This is a genomic window from Streptomyces sp. NPDC002156 (assembly GCF_053593675.1).
Window position 1 is genome coordinate 58,090 of record NZ_JBSFDA010000013.1, and the last position, 17,979, is coordinate 76,068.

The 17,979-nt window shown below is 70.3% G+C and carries 14 protein-coding genes; 8 read left to right on the forward strand and 6 right to left on the reverse strand.

The window, feature by feature from the left end; translation table 11 throughout:
* Positions 1 to 5: 5 nt before the first annotated feature.
* The gene (locus ACWCRB_RS08810) at positions 6 to 1,103 is read left to right on the forward strand and encodes an NAD(P)-binding domain-containing protein (protein ID WP_450995363.1); all 1,098 of its coding nucleotides are present in this window, start codon (positions 6 to 8) and stop codon (positions 1,101 to 1,103) included.
* A 39-nt stretch (positions 1,104 to 1,142) separates the two neighbouring features.
* On the opposite strand, the gene mltG is transcribed toward ACWCRB_RS08810, so the two are convergent.
* Entirely contained in the window at positions 1,143 to 1,982 is an 840-nt protein-coding gene (gene mltG, locus ACWCRB_RS08815) for an endolytic transglycosylase MltG (RefSeq protein ID WP_450995364.1), read from the reverse strand.
* 65 nt (positions 1,983 to 2,047) lie between these two features.
* A complete protein-coding gene (locus ACWCRB_RS08820) occupies positions 2,048 to 3,850 on the reverse strand; it encodes an ABC transporter ATP-binding protein (protein ID WP_450995365.1) in 1,803 nt (600 codons plus the stop codon).
* A 94-nt stretch (positions 3,851 to 3,944) separates the two neighbouring features.
* Here ACWCRB_RS08820 and ACWCRB_RS08825 point away from each other — a divergent pair, with 94 nt between their 5' ends.
* Entirely contained in the window at positions 3,945 to 4,415 is a 471-nt protein-coding gene (locus ACWCRB_RS08825) for a MarR family winged helix-turn-helix transcriptional regulator (RefSeq protein ID WP_450995366.1), read from the forward strand.
* Between the two features lie 77 nt (positions 4,416 to 4,492).
* Here the strand turns inward: ACWCRB_RS08825 and ACWCRB_RS08830 are convergent, their stop codons facing one another.
* Together ACWCRB_RS08830 and ACWCRB_RS08835 are read right to left on the reverse strand one after the other, a co-directional pair.
* The gene (locus ACWCRB_RS08830; RefSeq protein WP_450995367.1) at positions 4,493 to 5,869 is read right to left on the reverse strand and encodes a cation:dicarboxylate symporter family transporter; all 1,377 of its coding nucleotides are present in this window, start codon (positions 5,867 to 5,869) and stop codon (positions 4,493 to 4,495) included.
* Between the two features lie 140 nt (positions 5,870 to 6,009).
* Positions 6,010 to 7,626: a peptide-N4-asparagine amidase gene (locus ACWCRB_RS08835; protein WP_450995368.1), complete on the reverse strand. Its 1,617-nt coding sequence runs from the start codon at positions 7,624 to 7,626 to the stop codon at positions 6,010 to 6,012.
* 215 nt (positions 7,627 to 7,841) lie between these two features.
* Between ACWCRB_RS08835 and ACWCRB_RS08840 the strand changes: the two genes are divergently transcribed.
* From ACWCRB_RS08840 to ACWCRB_RS08855, 4 genes are all read left to right on the forward strand, one after another.
* The gene (locus ACWCRB_RS08840; protein WP_450995369.1) at positions 7,842 to 9,656 is read left to right on the forward strand and encodes an ABC transporter transmembrane domain-containing protein; all 1,815 of its coding nucleotides are present in this window, start codon (positions 7,842 to 7,844) and stop codon (positions 9,654 to 9,656) included.
* The gene (locus ACWCRB_RS08845; RefSeq protein WP_450995370.1) at positions 9,653 to 11,434 is read left to right on the forward strand and encodes an ABC transporter ATP-binding protein; all 1,782 of its coding nucleotides are present in this window, start codon (positions 9,653 to 9,655) and stop codon (positions 11,432 to 11,434) included. Before ACWCRB_RS08840 ends, ACWCRB_RS08845 begins: the two co-directional genes overlap by 4 nt.
* A 141-nt stretch (positions 11,435 to 11,575) precedes the next feature.
* Positions 11,576 to 12,046, forward strand: a complete 471-nt coding sequence (locus ACWCRB_RS08850) for a DUF5709 domain-containing protein (RefSeq protein ID WP_450995371.1) — start codon at positions 11,576 to 11,578, stop codon at positions 12,044 to 12,046.
* 93 nt (positions 12,047 to 12,139) lie between these two features.
* Entirely contained in the window at positions 12,140 to 12,397 is a 258-nt protein-coding gene (locus ACWCRB_RS08855; protein ID WP_369030036.1) for a type B 50S ribosomal protein L31, read from the forward strand.
* 35 nt (positions 12,398 to 12,432) lie between these two features.
* Here the strand turns inward: ACWCRB_RS08855 and ACWCRB_RS08860 are convergent, their stop codons facing one another.
* Positions 12,433 to 13,227 carry a metal-dependent hydrolase gene (locus ACWCRB_RS08860; protein ID WP_450995372.1) on the reverse strand — a complete coding sequence of 265 codons (795 nt, stop codon included), beginning with the start codon at positions 13,225 to 13,227 and terminating at the stop codon, positions 12,433 to 12,435.
* 145 nt (positions 13,228 to 13,372) lie between these two features.
* Between ACWCRB_RS08860 and ACWCRB_RS08865 the strand changes: the two genes are divergently transcribed.
* Together ACWCRB_RS08865 and ACWCRB_RS08870 are read left to right on the forward strand one after the other, a co-directional pair.
* Entirely contained in the window at positions 13,373 to 15,886 is a 2,514-nt protein-coding gene (locus tag ACWCRB_RS08865) for a DEAD/DEAH box helicase (protein ID WP_450995373.1), read from the forward strand.
* 19 nt (positions 15,887 to 15,905) lie between these two features.
* Complete coding sequence (locus ACWCRB_RS08870) at positions 15,906 to 16,775, forward strand: acyl-CoA thioesterase (RefSeq protein ID WP_369030039.1); 870 nt, start codon at positions 15,906 to 15,908, stop codon at positions 16,773 to 16,775.
* Positions 16,776 to 16,791: 16 nt separating this feature from the next.
* Here ACWCRB_RS08870 and ACWCRB_RS08875 read toward each other — a convergent pair whose 3' ends face one another.
* Complete coding sequence (locus tag ACWCRB_RS08875) at positions 16,792 to 17,856, reverse strand: DUF6397 family protein (RefSeq protein ID WP_450995374.1); 1,065 nt, start codon at positions 17,854 to 17,856, stop codon at positions 16,792 to 16,794.
* Between the last annotated feature and the right edge of the window lie 123 nt (positions 17,857 to 17,979).

Below are 17,979 nucleotides of genomic sequence, written 5' to 3' on the forward strand. Positions count from 1 at the left end.
GAAGCGTGAACGATACCGGGGTGCGTGCCGAGGTGCGGGAAGTCGATGTCGTCGTCATAGGCGCTGGTCAGGCCGGTCTGTCCAGCGCCTATCACCTGCGGCGCACGGGCTTCGTGCCGGAGCGTGACTTCGTCGTGCTCGACCATGCCCCGCAGCCCGGCGGCGCCTGGCAGTTCCGGTGGCAGTCGCTCACGTACGGCAAGGTGCACGCGATCAACGCGCTGCCCGGCATGGAGCTGACGGACGCCGATCCGGCGCGGCCGTCCGCCGAGGTCATCGGCGAGTACTTCGACGCGTACGAACGCGCCTTCGATCTGAAGGTGCGCCGACCGGTGGACGTACGGGCCGTGCGCGAGGGCGACGGGGACGGGCGGCTGCTCGTCGAGACCTCGGACGGTGTGTGGTCCACGCGGGCGCTGATCAATGCCACCGGCACCTGGGACCGCCCGTTCTGGCCGCGCTATAAGGGCCAGGAGACCTTCCGGGGGCGGCAGTTGCACACCGCGCAGTACCCCGGGCCCGAGGAGTTCGCGGGGTTGCGGGTGATCGTGGTCGGCGGCGGTGCGTCCGGCACCCAGCACCTCATGGAGATCGCTCCGTACGCGGCCGGGACCACGTGGGTGACCCGGCGTCCGCCGGTCTTCCGCGAGGGCCCGTTCACCGAGGAGTTCGGACGGGAGGCCGTCGCGCTCGTCGAGGAGCGGGTACGGCAGGGGCTGCCGCCGAAGAGTGTCGTGTCGGTCACCGGACTGCCGCTGAACGACGCGATCCGGCAGGCGCTCGCCGACGGCGTCCTCGACCGGCGGCCCATGTTCGACCGGATCACCCCGGACGGGGTCGAGTGGGCCGACGGGCAGCGGGTCGACGCGGACGTGATCCTCTGGGCGACCGGATTCCGGGCCGCGATCGACCACTTGGCGCCGCTGCGACTGCGCGAGCCCGGCGGCGGTATCCGCGTCGAGGGGACACGGGCGGTCGCCGATCCGCGCGTCCATCTGGTCGGTTACGGTCCCTCGGCGAGCACGATCGGCGCCAACCGGGCCGGGCGGGCGGCCGTACGGGACATCAGGCGACTGCTCGACCAGGAGCCGGCCGCTGTCTGACGTCCCGTACGGGATCGCACGGTCCTCTGACCCGTCAGGTCACTTCGCGGGCTGCCGGTTCTTCTGGTTCTGGTTGAACTCGGCGACGTTGCGCTGATGTTCGGCGTAGTCGGCCGTGAAGCGGGTGTCGCCGGGCTTGACGGTGACGAAGTACAGCCAGTCGCCCTGGGTCGGGTTGATGGCGGCGCGCATCGCCTCCTCGCCGGGGTTGGCGATCGGCGTGGGCGGTAGACCCATGCGCTGGTAGGAGTTGTACGGGCTGTTCAGTCGGGTGTCGGCGGCAGTCGTCCTGAGCGTGGACCTGTTCAGCGCGTAGTTGATCGTGGAGTCCATCTGGAGCGGCATCCCGCGCTCGAGCCGGTTGAAGACGACCCGGGCCACCTTCCCCATGTCCTGCTTGGTGGCGGCCTCGGCCTGGACGATGCTCGCGATGGTGACGGCCTGGTAGACGTTCATGGCGTTGCGCTGCGCCCCGGCGGTGACCGGCGCACCGCCGAACTTCCGGTTCGCGGTGTCGACCATGAACGACAGCAGGGACTCCGGGGTGGCCTTCTCCTTCAGCGGATAGGTCGCCGGGAAGAGATAGCCCTCGGGGTTGCCCTCGGCGTCGTTGGGGAGTTTCAGCCGGGCCTTGGCGATCGACTTCTTGGTGCTCCCGGCCGGCAGGGCGAGGGCCTTGTCGACCGCCTCGTACACCTGGATGGAGCGCCAGCCCTCCGGGATGAGGAGGGAGGTCGGCCGGGTGTCCCCTTCGCTGTCGACGCTCAGCAGCGGCACCGCCACGGCGGTGGCCGCGACGACGGCCCCGGTCGCGATGAGGACGGCCCGGCCACGGCGCGTCAGGCGAATCGTGCTCCGTGACGGAGTGTTCATCTGCATGCGGGCACGGTAACCCGCAAAACGTTACAAACCCGGCATATCTTCGTCTTGTACGACGTCGCATGTCACCCGGCCGGCTCCAGTTGGGAGTCTCTGCGTACGAGGGCCGCGTACCGCCCGTCCTGGCGCAGCAGTTCCTCGTGCGTGCCCCGCTCGACGGCGTGCCCGGCGTCCAGGACCACGATCTGGTCGGCGCCCCGGATGGTGGACAGGCGGTGCGCGATGGTGAGCGTGGTGCGGTTGGCCGATAGGGCGTCGATGGCTTCCTGGACGGCGTGTTCGGTGCGGGTGTCCAGGGCGCTGGTCGCCTCGTCCAGGATGAGGACGGGCGGGTCGCGCAGGATCGTACGGGCGATGGCGAGGCGCTGTTTCTCGCCGCCGGAGAAGCGGTGGCCGCGCTCGCCGACGACGGTGTCGTAGCCGTCGGGCAGACCGGAGATGTGGTCATGGATCTGGGCCGCTCGTGCCGCCGTGTGCAGTTCCTCGTCGGTGGCGTCCGGCTTCGCGAAGCGCAGGTTGTCGGCGACCGTGGCGTGGAAGAGGTACGTCTCCTGGGAGACGACGCCGACCGCGCGGGCGAGCGTGTCGAAGTCGAGGTCGCGGACATCGACGCCGTCGATGGTCACGCGGCCGCCCGTCACGTCGTACAGCCGGGGCACGAGATGGCCCAGCGTGGACTTGCCGGCGCCGGTCGGGCCGACGACGGCCAGGCTGCCGCCCGCCGGGACGGTGATGTCGATGCCGTCGAGGATGGGGCGACTCTTGTCGTCGTAGCGGAACTCGACGCCCTCCAGCCGGACTTCACCCTTGACCGTGTCGAGGTGGACCGGGTTCTCCGGTTCGGTGATGTCTATGGGCAGGTCGAGGTACTCGAAGATGCGCTGGAAGAGCGCGAGCGAGGCCTGGATCTGGACGCCGGTGCTGAGCAGGCTCACGGCCGGGCGGAACAGGCCCTGCTGGAGCGAGACGAAGGCGACGAGTGTGCCGATCGAGACGGACGGGCCGCCGAACTGGAGGGCGAGACCGGCGGTCCAGTAGATGACGGCGGGCATGGCGGACATGACGATGCCGATCACGGCCATCCGCCAGCGGCCGGCCATGCTGGAGCGCACTTCGAGGTCGACCAGGCTCTCGGACTCCTCGGAGAAGGACCGGGTGAGCGAGTCGGCACGTCCCATCGTGCGGCCGAGCAGGATGCCGCTGACCGACAGCGACTCGGTGACGGTGGCGGCCATCACGGCCATCTGCTTCTGGCGCTGGGTGGTGATCCGCTTGCGTTCGTTGCCGACGCGGCGGCTGATCCAGACGAACACCGGCAGCAGGAGCAGCGAGACGGCGGTCAGGCGCCAGTCGAGGGCGACCATCGCGACGATCGTGGCGACGACGCTGGTGAAGTTGGAGACCAGGGAGGTCGCGGTGGAGGTGACGGTGGCCTGCATACCGCCGATGTCGTTGGCGATGCGGGACTGGACCTCGCCCGTGCGGGTGCGGGTGAAGAAGGCGAGCGACATGCTCTGGAGGCGGCCGTAGACGGCGGTGCGCAGGTCGTGCATGACGCGCTGGCCGACGGTCGTGGAGATCAGGGTCTGCAGCACGCCGAAGATGCCGCCGAGGACGGCGCTGACGATCATGCCGAGGGCGAGCAGGCTGAGCAGACCGGTGCGGCCCTCGGGGATCGCTACGTCGAGGGTCTCCTTCAGGAGGAAGGGGGTCGCGACGGAGACGAGGGAGGCCGCGCCGACGAGCAGGCCGACGACAGCGAGCCGGCCTCGGTAGGGGCGGAAGAGTTTCAGGATGCGGCGGACCTGGTGCGGCTGGTCCGCCGCATCGGCGGACGGGGTCCAGGCAGGTTGACGGTCGGGTTTCATGGGCTCCTTCGGGAGACAAGGTGATGACGACTGACTGACCTTAGCTCATTGTTACCTATGTTCACAATGAACTGCATCCTGTTATTGTTCCCGTATGAGTTCCCCCGACGCCGACGGTCCGCTCGCCGACCAGCTTCTGAGCCTGACCCGCCGTCTGCACCGCATCCACAAACACCAGCTGGAGCAGCGCGGAGTCGGCATCACTCCGGCCCAGTCCCGGCTGCTGCGCAACCTCTCGCACCACCTCCAGCATCACGGATCCCCGCCCCGGATGGCCGATCTGGCGGAGCGCCTGGAGGTGGTGCCCCGAGCGGTGACGACGCTGGTGGACGCGCTGGAGGCGAGCGGCAAGGTGCGCCGGGTGCCCGATCCCGACAATCGCCGGGTGATCCGGATCGAACTCACGGACGAGGGGCGCAAGGCGCTGAGCGAGTTGCGCGGAGCACGCAGGGCGGCGGCGGAGGAGGTCCTCGCGCCGCTGACGGACAAGGAGCGCGCGGTACTCGGCGTACTGCTGGACACGTTGACGGACGGGGCCGGAACGCCGCCCGAGCGGCGCTGCTGACGTACACGACAACGGGCCGTGGGTCCCCCTCCCGTACCAGCTGGAGGGGGACCCACGGCCCGTTCGGTTGCCTCAGGTCAGCTCGCGGGCTCCTTGACGTCGCCCTTCTGGAGGGGGACCTCCGCCACCGGAGTTGCCTCCTCGTCATCCTCTTCCGAGATCACGATCTCCCGGTCGAGCACCTTCTTGGCGCGGTCCAGGTCCAGCGCACCCTCCCAGCGGGAGACGGCGAAGACTGCCACACAGTTACCGAGCAGGTTCGTGACGACGCGCATCGAGTCCATGATGCGGTCGACGCCGAGCAGCAGGGCGACGGCGCCGGCCGGGATCGCCCCGAGCGAGGAGGCGGTCGCGGACAGGGCGAGGAAGGCCGAACCGGGGATGCCGGCCATGCCCTTGCTGGTGAGCATGAGCACCAGGATCACGGTGATCTGCTGACCAAGACTGAGATCCACGCCCACGGCCTGCGCGATGAACAGGGTGCCGATGGACAGGTAGAGCGAGGCGCCGTCGAGGTTGAAGGAGTACCCCGTGGGCAGCACCAGACCCACGGCGTCGTCGCGGGCGCCGGCCTTGCGCAGTTTCAGCATCACGCGCGGCATGACGGACTCGGTGGACGCGGTGCCGAGCGCGAGGAGCATCTCCTCACGGATGTAGCGCAGGAACTTCCAGAGGCTGAGCCCGGTGACCATCTTGAGGGCGACGGCGAGCAGCGCGATGAAGAGCGCGGCGGCCGCGTAGCAGAGGATGATCAGCTTGGCGTACGTCTCGATCACACCGAGTCCGTACTGGCCGATCAGGACGGCCATCGCGCCGAACACCGCGATCGGGGCGAGCCGCATGATGAAGCCGACGACCGCGAAGATGATCTCCTGGGCCTGCTCGATGGCGGGCAGGACCTTCGGCACCTTGGTGTGACCGAGGTGCAGCAGCGCGGCGCCCACCAGGCAGGCCAGGATCAGCACCTGGAGCAGCGAGTTCTCGGCGAAGGCGCCGATGAAACTGGTGGGAATCGCGTTGACGATGAACTCGGTCGTCGAGGGCAGCGAGCCGCCGCCCGTCTTCGCGTCGACCGCCGAGGTGTCGAGCGTGGACGGGTCGACGTTCATGCCCGAGCCGGGCTGGACGATGTTGGCGGCGAGCAGCCCGATGATCAGGGCGAGCGTGCTCGCCACCTCGAACCAGATCAGGGCCTTGAGCCCGATCCGGCCGAACGCCTTCAGGTCTCCGGCCTTGGCGATGCCGACGACGACCACACAGAACACGAGCGGCGAGATGATCGTCTTGATGAGCCGGGTGAAACCGTCGCCGAGCGGCTGAAGATCCGTGGCCACGTTGGGCCACAGCTTTCCGACGACGATTCCGAGCACGAGCGCGCAGGCAACCTGCGCGAACAGTGAGGTACGCAGTATGCGTGCGACGCGTCGCGGCAGGGACGGTACGGACTGCGGCACGAGCACTCCTCCAGGGGGATTCTGGGATGCGGAAAAGTCCTTCCGCGCCGATCACTATCGGGGAGTCGTGGATCCCGACTGCAACTTGTGTATTTCAGCCGCGTAAATCATCGACCGCCCCCAGCGCACGCACAGCGCCCTCAGTAGCCGTCGCGGTCCTCGGTGAGCACCCCCTGCACGGTCACCAGCGAACGGTCGTGGCATCCGGCCGAGCCGTACAGCCGGTAGCGCTCGCTCGTCGTCCCGACGGCGTGCCGCTGGTCGCGCGGCACGTTCGCCGTATACGTCGCGTCGCCCGCGTAGGAGTCGTCGAGCCACGACCATGCGAGTCGCCGGCCCCCGGACGTCTCGGTGACGGTCTCCCGGTCGCCGAGTGTCAGCACGGTCCGCAGCCGGTCGCCCGCACCGAGCGTGGTCGTGCCGTCCATCGTGTACGTCCGCCCCGTACGGGTCGTCCGGGCCGGTCCGCGCCCGTCGACGGTGATGTTCTCGGCGTCGGTCCAGGTGGCGGTGAGTCCGTCGGTGTTCTCGCCGTCGGTCCAGCGGTGCACGGAGGTGTTGGCGAGGGCGCGACTGACGGTGGTGGTGACCCGGCCGTGCGAGGTGTCGACGTACCCGGAGACGGTCAGCCGGTGGCCGCCCTCGGTGTCGAGGCGGTGCTGCTCGTCGGCCGAACCGGGCGTGTAGGTCGAGGAATTGGTGAGGTCGCCTTCGCGGTGGACGGTGAGCCCGCCGGTGACATGCGCGCGCTTCGCGTCCTGCCAGACGAGGACGTTGACGGGGGTGCTCCAGCCCGACTGGCCTTCGGGGACACCGACGACGGAGACCTCCACGTCGTGCGGGCGGCCGTCATTGAGGAGTCCGGCGAAAGGGGTGAGATCGTATTCGATCGGCTTGATGTCGAAGGCGCGCGGTCCCGGAATCACGTACCAGAGGAAGGGGTTGGACCAGCCGCCGGTCCACACGGTCGGGAACGGGGCGGCGATTCCGGCCAGTCGGCCGTCGACCTTGACCTGCACCTCACGGTACGGGCCGTCCGTGGCCTTGCAGGAGTAGGGGGCGGCGTCGGGGACGGTGAGGTACCAGTACTCCTCGCAGCCGCCGCCCGACCCGGTCGCGTACACCTCGGCGACGATGCGTTCGCTGTTGCGCGGGGTGGTGAGGGTGCCCTCCTGGAGGGTGAGGACGCGGTCGGGGGTGTCCTTCGCGACGGGTTTGCCCGCGTAGAACGTCAGGGTGACCTTGACATCGAGGATGCCCGTGTAGGTGTCGTTGACAACGTTTCCGATGAGCATCTCGACAGGCTGGGCCGCGCTCAGGGTGTCGCTGTAGCGCGTGACGTCCTTCTCGACGGACCAGGCGATGCCGTCGGGCGAGGGTTGCGGGGTGGAGGTACGGAGGACTTCGACGCCGCCGATGTGGAGGTAGCCGAGGCGGTCGTACTGGCGGCCCTTGACCGTGCCGTCCATCCGCAGCACGACCTTGCTCCAGCTCGCGCCGCAGCCGCTCGGGGGTGTGTACGTGCCCGTGTAGGGCGTGAAGTCCTTGAACTGGGCCTCGGCGACGGTGACTTCGCAGGACCGGCCGCCGGTCGGTCTGGTGACGGGCGGGGCGGCGGTGACCGGGTCGTGCCAGTCGGTGCCGAACTCGGCCGGTACGTCGACAGGCTGAGCGGACTGGGCGGGGCTCGCCCCGAGGAGGGTGCTCGCCAGGAGGGTCGCTCCGGCGAGCATGGACATGATGATCCGGTTTCTCATGGCCGGTGTTCTACGGGGAGTCGGCCCCTCGCGGCAATGAGGCGAACAAAGGCCAATCGGTCCGAATCCCCGCCTCTCGACGGAAAACCGTTTGCCTCCGGCCACGCTGTGGCGCGAACCTTTCACGGCCCGTTGTCGGCCTTCGGGCTCCTCCCCCCATACCCCCATCCCCATCCCCTTCCCCCCTCCTGCGAGATGCGAGCCACTGGGACGTCATGAAGATCAAAGACCTTCCGTACCCCGACCCAGGCGTGCCGGACGCGCGCTCGGGCTCCAGATTCCTGTGGTGGCTCTTCCGCAACCAGCTCGGCGGACAGTTCACCGCAATGGCCTGGGGGCTGGTGCACTTCGTGGCAGTCTCCGGGCTGCCGTTCGGCGTCGGGTTCGCCGTGCAGGCCGTCGTCGACCGCTCGGGCGGTCGGCTGGCCCTCGCGGGCGGCCTGATGGTGCTGTGCGGTGTCGCCATCGCCCTCGGCGACAGCATGCTGCACCGGGCCGCGGTCACCAACTGGATCACGGCCGCCGCCCGCGTCCAGCAACTGCTGGTCCGCAAGACCGCCCAACTGGGCTCGGCGCTGACGCGGCGGGTCGCGGCCGGTGAGATCGTCGCGGTCTCCACGGGTGACGTGGAGAAGATCGGCTGGTTCGTGGAGGCCCTCTCCCGCTTCACCGCCGCCGCACTGACCGTCGTCCTGGTCTGCGTCGGCCTGTACGTCTACCAGCCGGCGCTCGGCATCGTCGTCGCCGTGGGTGTCCCGGTCCTCGCTCTCGCCGTGCTGCCGCTGCTGCCCCGGGCGACGCGTCGGGCCGACTTCCAGCGCGAGAAGGCCGGCCGCGCGACCGAACTGGCCTCCGACACCGTCGCGGGACTGCGTGTGCTGCGCGGCATCGGCGGCGAGGAACTCTTCCTCGACCGCTACCGCCGGGCCTCGCAGGAGGTGCGGCACGCGGCCGTGCGCAGCGCCCGTATGTGGGCACTGATCTCGGCGATCCAGGTGCTGCTGCCGGGTCTGCTGATGATCGCGGTCGTCTGGCACGGTGTGCACCTGGCCGAGCAGGGCCGGATCACCGTCGGCGAGCTGGTCACCGTGTACAGCGCGATCATGCTGATGTCGTACCCGCTGCGGCACTTCGAGGAGATCGCCATGGCGTACTCCTTCTCACGGCCCTCCGCGAAACGGGCCGCGCGGGTGCTGTCCCTGGAGCGCGCCACGGACACGGCGGGCTCGCGGGAGGCGGCCGTGCCCAGCGGGGATCTGTACGACCCGTCGACCGGGCTGCTGGCCCCCGCCGGGTGTCTGACCGCCGTGGTGTGCGGCGATCCGGACGCGGCGGGACTGCTCGCGGAACGCCTCGGCGGACACCCTTCCGAGGAGGGCACGTCGGCGCTCCTCGGCGGCGTACCGCTCGACGAGCTGCCGCTCTCCAGCACCCGCACGGCCGTCCTCGTCCAGGACAAGGACCCGGTGCTGCTCTCCGGTTCGCTGCGCGAGCTGCTCGACGTACCCGCGTCGGGTGCGGTGACCGCCGCCGAGGCGCTGGCCGCCGCCCAGTGCGGGGATGTGCTGGAGGCGCTCGTGCAGGGGTCGCTGGACGCCGAGGACCCGATGGACGCGCGGATCACCGAGCGCGGACGGTCGCTGTCGGGCGGACAGCGCCAGCGGCTGGCGCTGGCGCGGTCGCTGATCACGGACCCCGAGGTGCTCGTGCTCGACGAACCGACCTCGGCCGTCGACTCGCACACCGAGGCCCGGATCGCCGACGGGGTACGGGAGTTGCGGACCGGCCGCACGACCGTCGTGTTCACCTCCTCACCCCTGCTCCTGGACCACGCGGACCGGGTCGTCCTGGTCCACGAGGGCGAGGTCGCCGCGGTCGGTGTGCACCGCGAACTGGTGCGCAAGGAGCCGCGGTACCGGGCCGTGGTGACCCGGGAGATCGAGGACGAGGCGGCCGTCGGCGACACGCTGGACGAACTCGACGAGCTGAACGAACTGGAAGAACTCAAGGAAATCGGAGAGACGGCATGATCGGCGTGGCGCCACCGGCGTACGACCCGGCGGCCCCGACCACGGCGAGCACCCTGCCGGTCGGAGCCCCCGCGACCGTACGCGCCTACGTGGCCGAACTGTTCCGCAGGCACCGCCGTGCCTTCCTGCTGCTGGTCGCCGTCAACACGGTCTCCGTGGTGGCCTCCATGGTCGGCCCGTACCTGCTGGGCGACCTCGTCGAGCGGGTCTCGGACGACGCCCGCGACCTCCATCTGGAACTCACCATCGGCCTGTTCGCCGCCGCGCTGGTCGTACAGGCCGTGTTCGTACGGCAGGTGCGGCTGCGCGGCGCGATCCTCGGCGAGCGGATGCTGGCCGATCTGCGCGAGGACTTCCTCGTCCGGTCGGTCGGCCTGCCCCCGGGCGTCCTGGAGCGGGCCGGCACGGGCGACCTGCTCTCCCGCATCACCACCGACATCGACCGGCTCGCCAACGCCATGCGCGAGGCCGTACCGCAGCTCGCCATCGGCGTGGTGTGGGCGGCGCTGCTGCTCGCCGGCCTCGTCGTCACGGCGCCACCGCTGGCACCGGCCGTGCTCCTCGCGGTGCCGCTGCTGGTGGTCGGCTGCCGCTGGTACTTCCGGCGCGCACCCTCCGCCTACCGCTCGGAGGCCGCCGGGTACGCCGCCGTCGCCGCCGTGCTCGCGGAGACGGTGGACGCCGGCCGGACCATCGAGGCCCATCGCCTGGGCGAACGCCGGATCGAGCTGTCGGACCGGCGAGTCACGGAGTGGACGGCCTGGGAGCGCTACACGCTGTGGCTGCGGTGCGTGCTCTTCCCGGTCATCAACGCCACCCATGTGACGGTGCTGTGCTCGGTGCTGATGGTCGGCGGGGTCTTCGTGCTCCAGGGCTGGATCGACGTGGGCCAGCTGACCACGAGCGCGCTGCTCGCCCAGATGCTCGTCGACCCGGTGGGGATCGTCCTGCGCTGGTACGACGAGCTGCAGGTCGCCCAGGTGTCGCTGGCCCGGCTGGTCGGCGTCCGGGACATCGAGCCGGACGCCGGTGACCCCTCGCTGGCCCCGGACGGGCGGGACGTGCACGCGGACCGGGTGCACTTCGGCTACCGGGAGGGCGTGGACGTGCTGCGCCAGGTGTCCCTGGAGGTCGCGCCCGGCACCCGGCTGGCCCTGGTGGGCCCCTCGGGCGCGGGCAAGTCCACGCTGGGCAGGCTGCTCGCCGGGATCTACGCGCCCCGGACCGGCCGGATCACCCTGGGCGGTGCCGAGCTGTCGAGGATGCCCGCCGAGGACGTCCGCTCGCACGTCGCGCTGGTCAACCAGGAGCACCACGTCTTCGTCGGCTCCCTGCGCGACAACCTGCTCCTCGCCCGCACGGACGCCGGGGACGCGGAGCTGTGGGCGGCGCTGGGCGCGGTCGACGCGGACGGCTGGGCCCGGGCGCTGGACGAGGACCTGGACACCGAGGTCGGCTCGGGCGGGTTCGCGCTCACCCCGGCACAGGCCCAGCAGATCGCACTGGCCCGGCTGGTCCTGGCCGACCCGCACACCCTGGTCCTGGACGAGGCGACCTCGCTCCTCGACCCGCGCGCGGCCCGTCATCTGGAACGGTCCCTTGCCCGGGTCCTGGACGGCCGTACGGTCGTCGCCATCGCCCACCGGCTGCACACCGCCCATGACGCGGACGTCATCGCCGTCGTGGAGAACGGCCGGATCAGCGAGCTGGGCAGCCACGACGAGCTGGTCGCGGCCGACGGCGCGTACGCGGCGCTGTGGCGGTCGTGGCACGGGTGACCCACCGGTGACCGGGCGGCGGGGCGGGGCCGGATCGGCTCCGTCCCGTTGCGCGGTCCCGACGGTGGGTGGAACGCTGGAAGCGGCTGCCCGCCCCTGCGGGCGGCGCCGGGGCCGGTCCCCACGCACCTGGAGGTACCCGTGGACAGTGACGAGGGATGGGGAGACGACGTCTACCAGCCCGACGGATCCGAGGTACAGGACGACGCGGGCCTGCTGGACGGCGAGGACACCCTGGTCACCGACGGGGTCAGTGACCCCCTCGACCGTGGCTGGTCCCCTCCGGACCGGCCCTGGGCGGTGGAGCGCTCCGGTGTGACGGCGGCGGAACGCCGGCAGGGCGAGACCCTGGACCAGCGCCTCGCCGAGGAGCTTCCGGACATCGCGGCAGCGGACGGCGACGGCATCGGCGACTGTGCGGGCACGGACGGCGAGCCGCTGGACAACGAGGTGGGCACTGCCCGCTCGGGCCGTCTGGTGGCCCCCGACGAGGGCGCGCACGAGGACGGGGAGAGCGGACTGATCGCCACCGACGTGGGCATCGACGGCGCCGCGGCCTCGGCCGAGGAGGCCGCGATGCACATCGTCGACGAAGACGCCCTGTCCGGCTGACCGTCCGGCCCGCCCAAGGGCCCCGCGGGGCCGACCGCCCGGCTGAACCAAGCGTTCCGAGCTTTCCGAGCTTTCCGAGCAAGGAGAACATCCATGCAGCAGGACAAGCAGCCCGACTACCACCCGGTCGTCTTCCGCGACCGGGTCGCCGGATACGCCTTCCTGACCCGGTCCACCGCGACGAGCGAGCAGACCATCGACTGGGACGACGGCGAGACGTACCCGGTCGTGGATGTGGAGATCTCCTCGGAGAGCCACCCCTTCTACACCGGCAAGGCCCGGACGGTGGACACCGAGGGCCGCGTCGCCGCCTTCGAACGGCGGTACGGCGGCGGGAGCGGCCAGGGCTGAGCGGGCCGCCCCGCCAGGGGCTTCGTACCGGGGCGTCAGATGAAGTTGAGCGCCGCCGCGCAGCCCACTCCCCCGAGCAGTATGAACGCCGGCATGAGCACCTTCAGCTCGACCCAGCTGCCCGCCCGGAACCGCATCGCCTTCGGCGGGCCGAGCGGGTACCAGCGCTTGCGGCCGATCGGGATGGGCCACAGCACCGGGCAGCCGGACACCGTCAGCGCGTCCCCGATGTCGTGCACCAGCGCGCCGAGCACGACCGGCAGCCCGAGCCACAGGTAGGTCTGCCCCGGGTCCGTGAACAGCCAGTCCGCGCCGTTGCCCGGCTTGTCCAGGACTCCGGCCAGGATCCAGGCGCTGGTCGCCGCCAGCAGCCAGACCAGGATGTCGGCACTGGAGCCGCGGGTCGCCCGCCACAGCAGGCCCTCGATGGCGAGCACGATGTGCACGAAGAGGATGGCCAGGACCGCCCAGCGGCCCCCTGTGATCGCGGCGACGGAGGCACCCGCACCGATCAGGACCGCCCACAGCCAGGTGTGCGTCAGCGTCCGGTGCCCGCCCGAGCGGCGCGGGTCGCCCTGCTTCTTCGTCGCCTTGTAGACAGCGTAGGAGAGCTTGTCGACGATCTCGCACAGGCCGCGCGAGATCGGGCCGAAGGCGTTCGAAATGGTCGCCGCCTTGTGGTCGAGGTCCGGGGCGAGTGCGGCACCTGCGCAGATCAGGGCACCGACCAGGACGACCGGCCAGGGCATCGGTTCGCCGGCCGCGGCAGCGGCGGCTCCGACACCGAGCCAGGCAGCGGCCCCCGAGAGTGAGTGTGCTGGTCCCATCATGGCCGTTTTCCGCCCTATTCCTCGTACGCCGCTGTCCAGTTGACCGGGTGCGCTGACGCTCCGTCGGCGACACAGCGTAGCGGCCGTGATCTTCGGGCCGGCATCCGATTCCCCCATCACCTGCGATCACAGGCAAGATGGGGGCGTGACACTCATCGATCAGCTGCCGCAGACCGCAGACCCCGACGCCCTCTACGAAGCCTTCGAGTCGTGGGCCCAGGAGCGCGGTCTCACGCTCTACCCCCACCAGGAGGAGGCGCTGATCGAGGTGGTCTCGGGTGCGAACGTGATCGTGTCGACGCCCACCGGGTCCGGCAAGAGCATGATCGCGGCGGGTGCGCACTTCGCGGCGCTGGCCCGGGACGAGGTCACCTTCTACACGGCTCCGATCAAGGCGCTCGTCTCGGAGAAGTTCTTCGAGCTGTGCAAGATCTTCGGCACGGAGAACGTCGGCATGCTGACCGGCGACGCCTCCGTCAACTCCGACGCCCCCGTCATCTGCTGCACGGCCGAGGTACTGGCGTCCATCGCGCTGCGCGACGGCAAGCAGGCGGATGTCGGCCAGGTCGTGATGGACGAGTTCCACTTCTACGCCGAGGGCGACCGCGGCTGGGCCTGGCAGATCCCGATCCTGGAGCTGCCGCAGGCACAGTTCATCCTGATGTCGGCGACGCTGGGCGACGTCTCGATGTTCGAGAAGGACCTCACCCGCCGCACCGGCCGCCCGACCTCGGTGGTCCGCTCGGCGAACCGCCCGGTCCCGCTGTCGTACGAGTACAAGCTGACGCCGATGACCGAGACGCTGACGGAGCTGCTGGAGACCAGGCAGGCACCCGTCTACATCGTGCACTTCACGCAGGCGCAGGCCGTGGAGCGGGCGCAGGCGCTGATGAGCATCAACATGTGCACGCGCGAGGAGAAGGACAGGATCGCCGAGCTGATCGGCGGCTTCCGCTTCACCACCAAGTTCGGCCAGAACCTCTCCCGTTACGTCCGGCACGGCATCGGCGTCCACCACGCCGGCATGCTCCCCAAGTACCGCCGCTTGGTCGAGAAGCTGGCCCAGGCAGGCCTGTTGAAGGTCATCTGCGGCACGGACACGCTCGGTGTCGGCGTCAACGTGCCCATCCGCACGGTGCTGTTCACGGCGCTGACGAAGTACGACGGCAATCGCGTACGGACCCTGCGCGCGCGTGAGTTCCACCAGATCGCCGGCCGGGCGGGCCGCGCGGGCTTCGACACGGCGGGCTTCGTCGTCGCGCAGGCGCCCGAGCACGTCATCGAGAACGAGAAGTCGCTCGCCAAGGCGGGCGACGACCCGAAGAAGCGCCGCAAGGTGGTCCGCAAGAAGGCGCCCGAGGGGTTCGTCGGCTGGACGGAGAGCACCTTCGACAAGCTGATCACCTCCGATCCTGAGCCGCTGACGTCCCGCTTCCGGGTGACCCACACGATGCTGCTGTCGGTGATCGCCCGTCCCGGCAACGCCTTCGACGCGATGCGTCACCTCCTGGAGGACAACCACGAGCCGCGCAAGCAGCAGCTGCGGCACATCCGGCGCGCGATCGCCATCTACCGTTCGCTGCTGGACGGCGGCGTCGTCGAGAAGCTGGACGAGCCGGACTCGACCGGCCGCATCGTGCGCCTGACCGTGGATCTCCAGCAGGACTTCGCGCTCAACCAGCCGCTGTCCACCTTCGCGCTGGCCTCGTTCGAACTCCTGGACCCGGAGTCGCCGTCGTACGCCCTGGACATGGTGTCGGTGGTCGAGTCCACGCTGGACGATCCGCGCCAGATTCTCGCGGCCCAGCAGAACAAGGCGCGCGGTGAGGCCATCGGGGCGATGAAGGCGGACGGCGTCGAGTACGAGGAGCGCATGGAGCGCCTCCAGGACGTCTCGTACCCGAAGCCGCTGGAAGAGCTGCTCTTTCACGCGTACGACACGTACCGCAAGAGCCATCCGTGGGTCGGTGACCATCCCCTCTCCCCCAAGTCCGTCATCCGTGACATGTACGAACGGGCCATGTCCTTCACCGAGTTGGTGTCCCACTACGACCTGGCCCGCACCGAGGGCATCGTGCTGCGCTACCTCGCGGGTGCCTTCAAAGCCCTCGACCACACCGTCCCGGACGACCTCAAGTCCGAGGACCTGCAGGATCTGATCGCCTGGCTGGGCGAGATGGTGCGCCAGGTCGACTCCAGCCTCCTGGACGAGTGGGAGCAGCTCGCCAACCCGGAGGTGATGACCGCCGAGGAGGCCCAGGAGAAGGCCGACCAGGTCAAGCCGGTCACCGCCAACGCGCGTGCCTTCCGGGTCCTCGTCCGCAACGCGATGTTCCGCCGCGTCGAGCTGGCCGCGCTCGACCAGGTGGAGGCCCTGGGCGAGTTGGACGCGGAGGCCGGCTGGGACGCCGACGCGTGGGGCGAGGCGATGGACAAGTACTGGGACGAGTACGAGGACCTCGGCACCGGCCCCGACGCCCGCGGCCCCCGGCTGCTGATGATCGAGGAGGAGCCGCAGAACAGGCTGTGGCGCGTCCGGCAGACCTTCGCCGACCCGAACGGCGACCATGACTGGGGCATCAGCGCGGAGGTCGACCTCGTGGCCTCCGACGCGGAGGGCCGTGCCGTCGTCAAGGTCACCGCCGTCGGCCAGTTGTGAGCACAGGAGAATCGCATCCATGACGAACGCAGCCGAGAGACTCGTCGACCTGCTTGACCTGGAGCAGATCGAGGTCAACATCTTCCGTGGCCGCAGCCCAGACGAATCCCTCCAGCGGGTCTTCGGCGGCCAGGTGGCCGGCCAGGCACTGGTCGCCGCCGGGCGCACCACGGACGGCGAGCGTCCGGTGCACTCGCTGCACGCGTACTTCCTGCGCCCGGGGCGGCCGGGCGTGCCGATCGTGTACCAGGTCGAACGGGTGCGTGACGGCCGGTCGTTCACGACCCGTCGGGTCACGGCCGTGCAGCAGGGCCGCACGATCTTCAATCTCACCGCCTCCTTTCACAAGCCCGAGGAAGGCAGCTTCGAACATCAGCTGCCGCCGGCCCGGAAGGTCCCGGATCCGGAGTCCCTGCCGAACGTCACCCAGGAGATCAAGGAGCATCTCGGCGCGCTGCCCGAGCAGTTCGAGCGTATGGCGCGCCGTCAGCCCTTCGACATCCGCTATGTGGACCGATTGCTCTGGACCCCGGAGGAGGTCCAGCAGTTGGAGCCGCGCAGCGCGGTGTGGATGCGCGCGGTCGGCCCACTGGGGGACGACCCGCTCGTACACACGTGCGCGCTGACGTACGCCAGCGACATGACGCTGCTGGACGCCGTACGCCTCCCGGTGGAGCCCCTGTTCGGCCCCCGGACCTTCGACATGGCCTCGCTGGACCACGCCATGTGGTTCCACCGGCCGTTCCGCGCGGACGAGTGGTTCCTGTACGACCAGGAGTCGCCCATCGCCACGGGCGGGCGCGGGCTGGCCCGCGGCCGGATCTACGACGTCGAGGGCAGGCTGCTCGTCTCGGTCGTCCAGGAAGGTCTGTTCCGAAAGCTGGGCTGAGGCGTCCCGCCGCTGTTCAGACCCGCGCGGGGCGCTTGCCCCGGTCGCGTGCGGGTCGGGAGCTTCTGCCGCGCAGACGGCCCAGCAGGCCGCGTGATCGCTCGGCCGTCTCGGGCACCCCGGGTTGCTCGAATGCCTCGGATGCCTCGGGTGTCCTGGGTCGCTCGGCTGCCTCGGGTCGGCTGTCGTGCTGCGGGGGCACGGGCCGGACGCGTTCCTGAACCTGGCCTCCGTGCGGGGGCGCGTACTGCTCCGACCTCGGGCGCGGTGCGGGACGGTGGTCGCGGGCCTCGGCCAGGGTTCCGGTCAGGTCTGCGCGGAGCCAGGCGATCTCGTCCGGGTCGTCCGCCGTCATGATCCGCTCGGCGAGCCGGGCGGTGGGCGAACCCGGTGCGCCGTGGGCCGGCTGATCCGGCCGGAAGCGGGTCAGGTGAGCGCGTTCGTAGGGGTCGTTGACGATCTCCGCGACCTGGGCGGGGTCGAGGAAGGACGCCACGACCGCGGCCCGCGCCCATGGATCGTCGGCCGGTCGGAGCAGAAATCCCAGTTGTCGCCCGCGCCAGTTGCGGGGCCGCAGGTCGAGGCCTTCCGCGAGCTTGTCGCGCTGGTCCTGGGAGGTGCGGCCGGTCAGCAGCGGGGCGGTGTCCTTGCCCGCGGCGAACTGCCTTAGCTCGTCGGCGAGATACAGCCAGACCACGGCCCGGTAGCGGTTGAGGTAGAAGGCCACCGGCGTCACCAGGCCCAGCCGCGCGAGGCGGGTGAACCGGGTGGGCGTCACATCCATGAGCGTCGCACCCTCCGCCGTGCCCACGGCTCGCACGCGTTCGCGCAGTGTTTCGGGGAAGTGCTCGTCGCCCCGCAGCCGGTCGATCTCGTCGCGGCCGACGCGTCGGCCGCCGCCCCCTTCGTCAGGCACGGTCCGTACACACCCGAGATGGACCGCGAGGTCGAACTCTCGTCGTTTCAAGCCCAGTTCGCGTGCGGCACGGCTCGGTGCGAGCGGCGCTCCTGAGGGGCGGAGCGTGTCGGTGGCCGGTGCGGCCGCGGCCTGGACGGGTTTCGTGATGCTGACGCCGGACATGGTCGGTCTCCCCCGTGGAGTGGCTGGCCAGCGCCTTGTGCGCCGGCCTCGGGAAAAACGTAGCCGGTTCGGCCGCCGACCGTGCGAGCCTGTGGATAACTCTCGCCGGAGTGCCGTATTCGC

Coding starts and splice junctions, on each gene's coding strand:
- ACWCRB_RS08835 (WP_450995368.1), bottom strand. CDS start 7,626: ATGAGAAACCGGATCATCATGTCCATGCTCGCCGGAGCGACCCTCCTG.
- ACWCRB_RS08870 (WP_369030039.1), top strand. CDS start 15,906: ATGACGAACGCAGCCGAGAGACTCGTCGACCTGCTTGACCTGGAGCAG.
- ACWCRB_RS08875 (WP_450995374.1), bottom strand. CDS start 17,856: ATGTCCGGCGTCAGCATCACGAAACCCGTCCAGGCCGCGGCCGCACCG.
- ACWCRB_RS08845 (WP_450995370.1), top strand. CDS start 9,653: ATGATCGGCGTGGCGCCACCGGCGTACGACCCGGCGGCCCCGACCACG.
- ACWCRB_RS08860 (WP_450995372.1), bottom strand. CDS start 13,227: ATGATGGGACCAGCACACTCACTCTCGGGGGCCGCTGCCTGGCTCGGT.
- ACWCRB_RS08855 (WP_369030036.1), top strand. CDS start 12,140: ATGCAGCAGGACAAGCAGCCCGACTACCACCCGGTCGTCTTCCGCGAC.
- ACWCRB_RS08820 (WP_450995365.1), bottom strand. CDS start 3,850: ATGAAACCCGACCGTCAACCTGCCTGGACCCCGTCCGCCGATGCGGCG.
- ACWCRB_RS08840 (WP_450995369.1), top strand. CDS start 7,842: ATGAAGATCAAAGACCTTCCGTACCCCGACCCAGGCGTGCCGGACGCG.
- mltG (WP_450995364.1), bottom strand. CDS start 1,982: ATGCAGATGAACACTCCGTCACGGAGCACGATTCGCCTGACGCGCCGT.
- ACWCRB_RS08825 (WP_450995366.1), top strand. CDS start 3,945: ATGAGTTCCCCCGACGCCGACGGTCCGCTCGCCGACCAGCTTCTGAGC.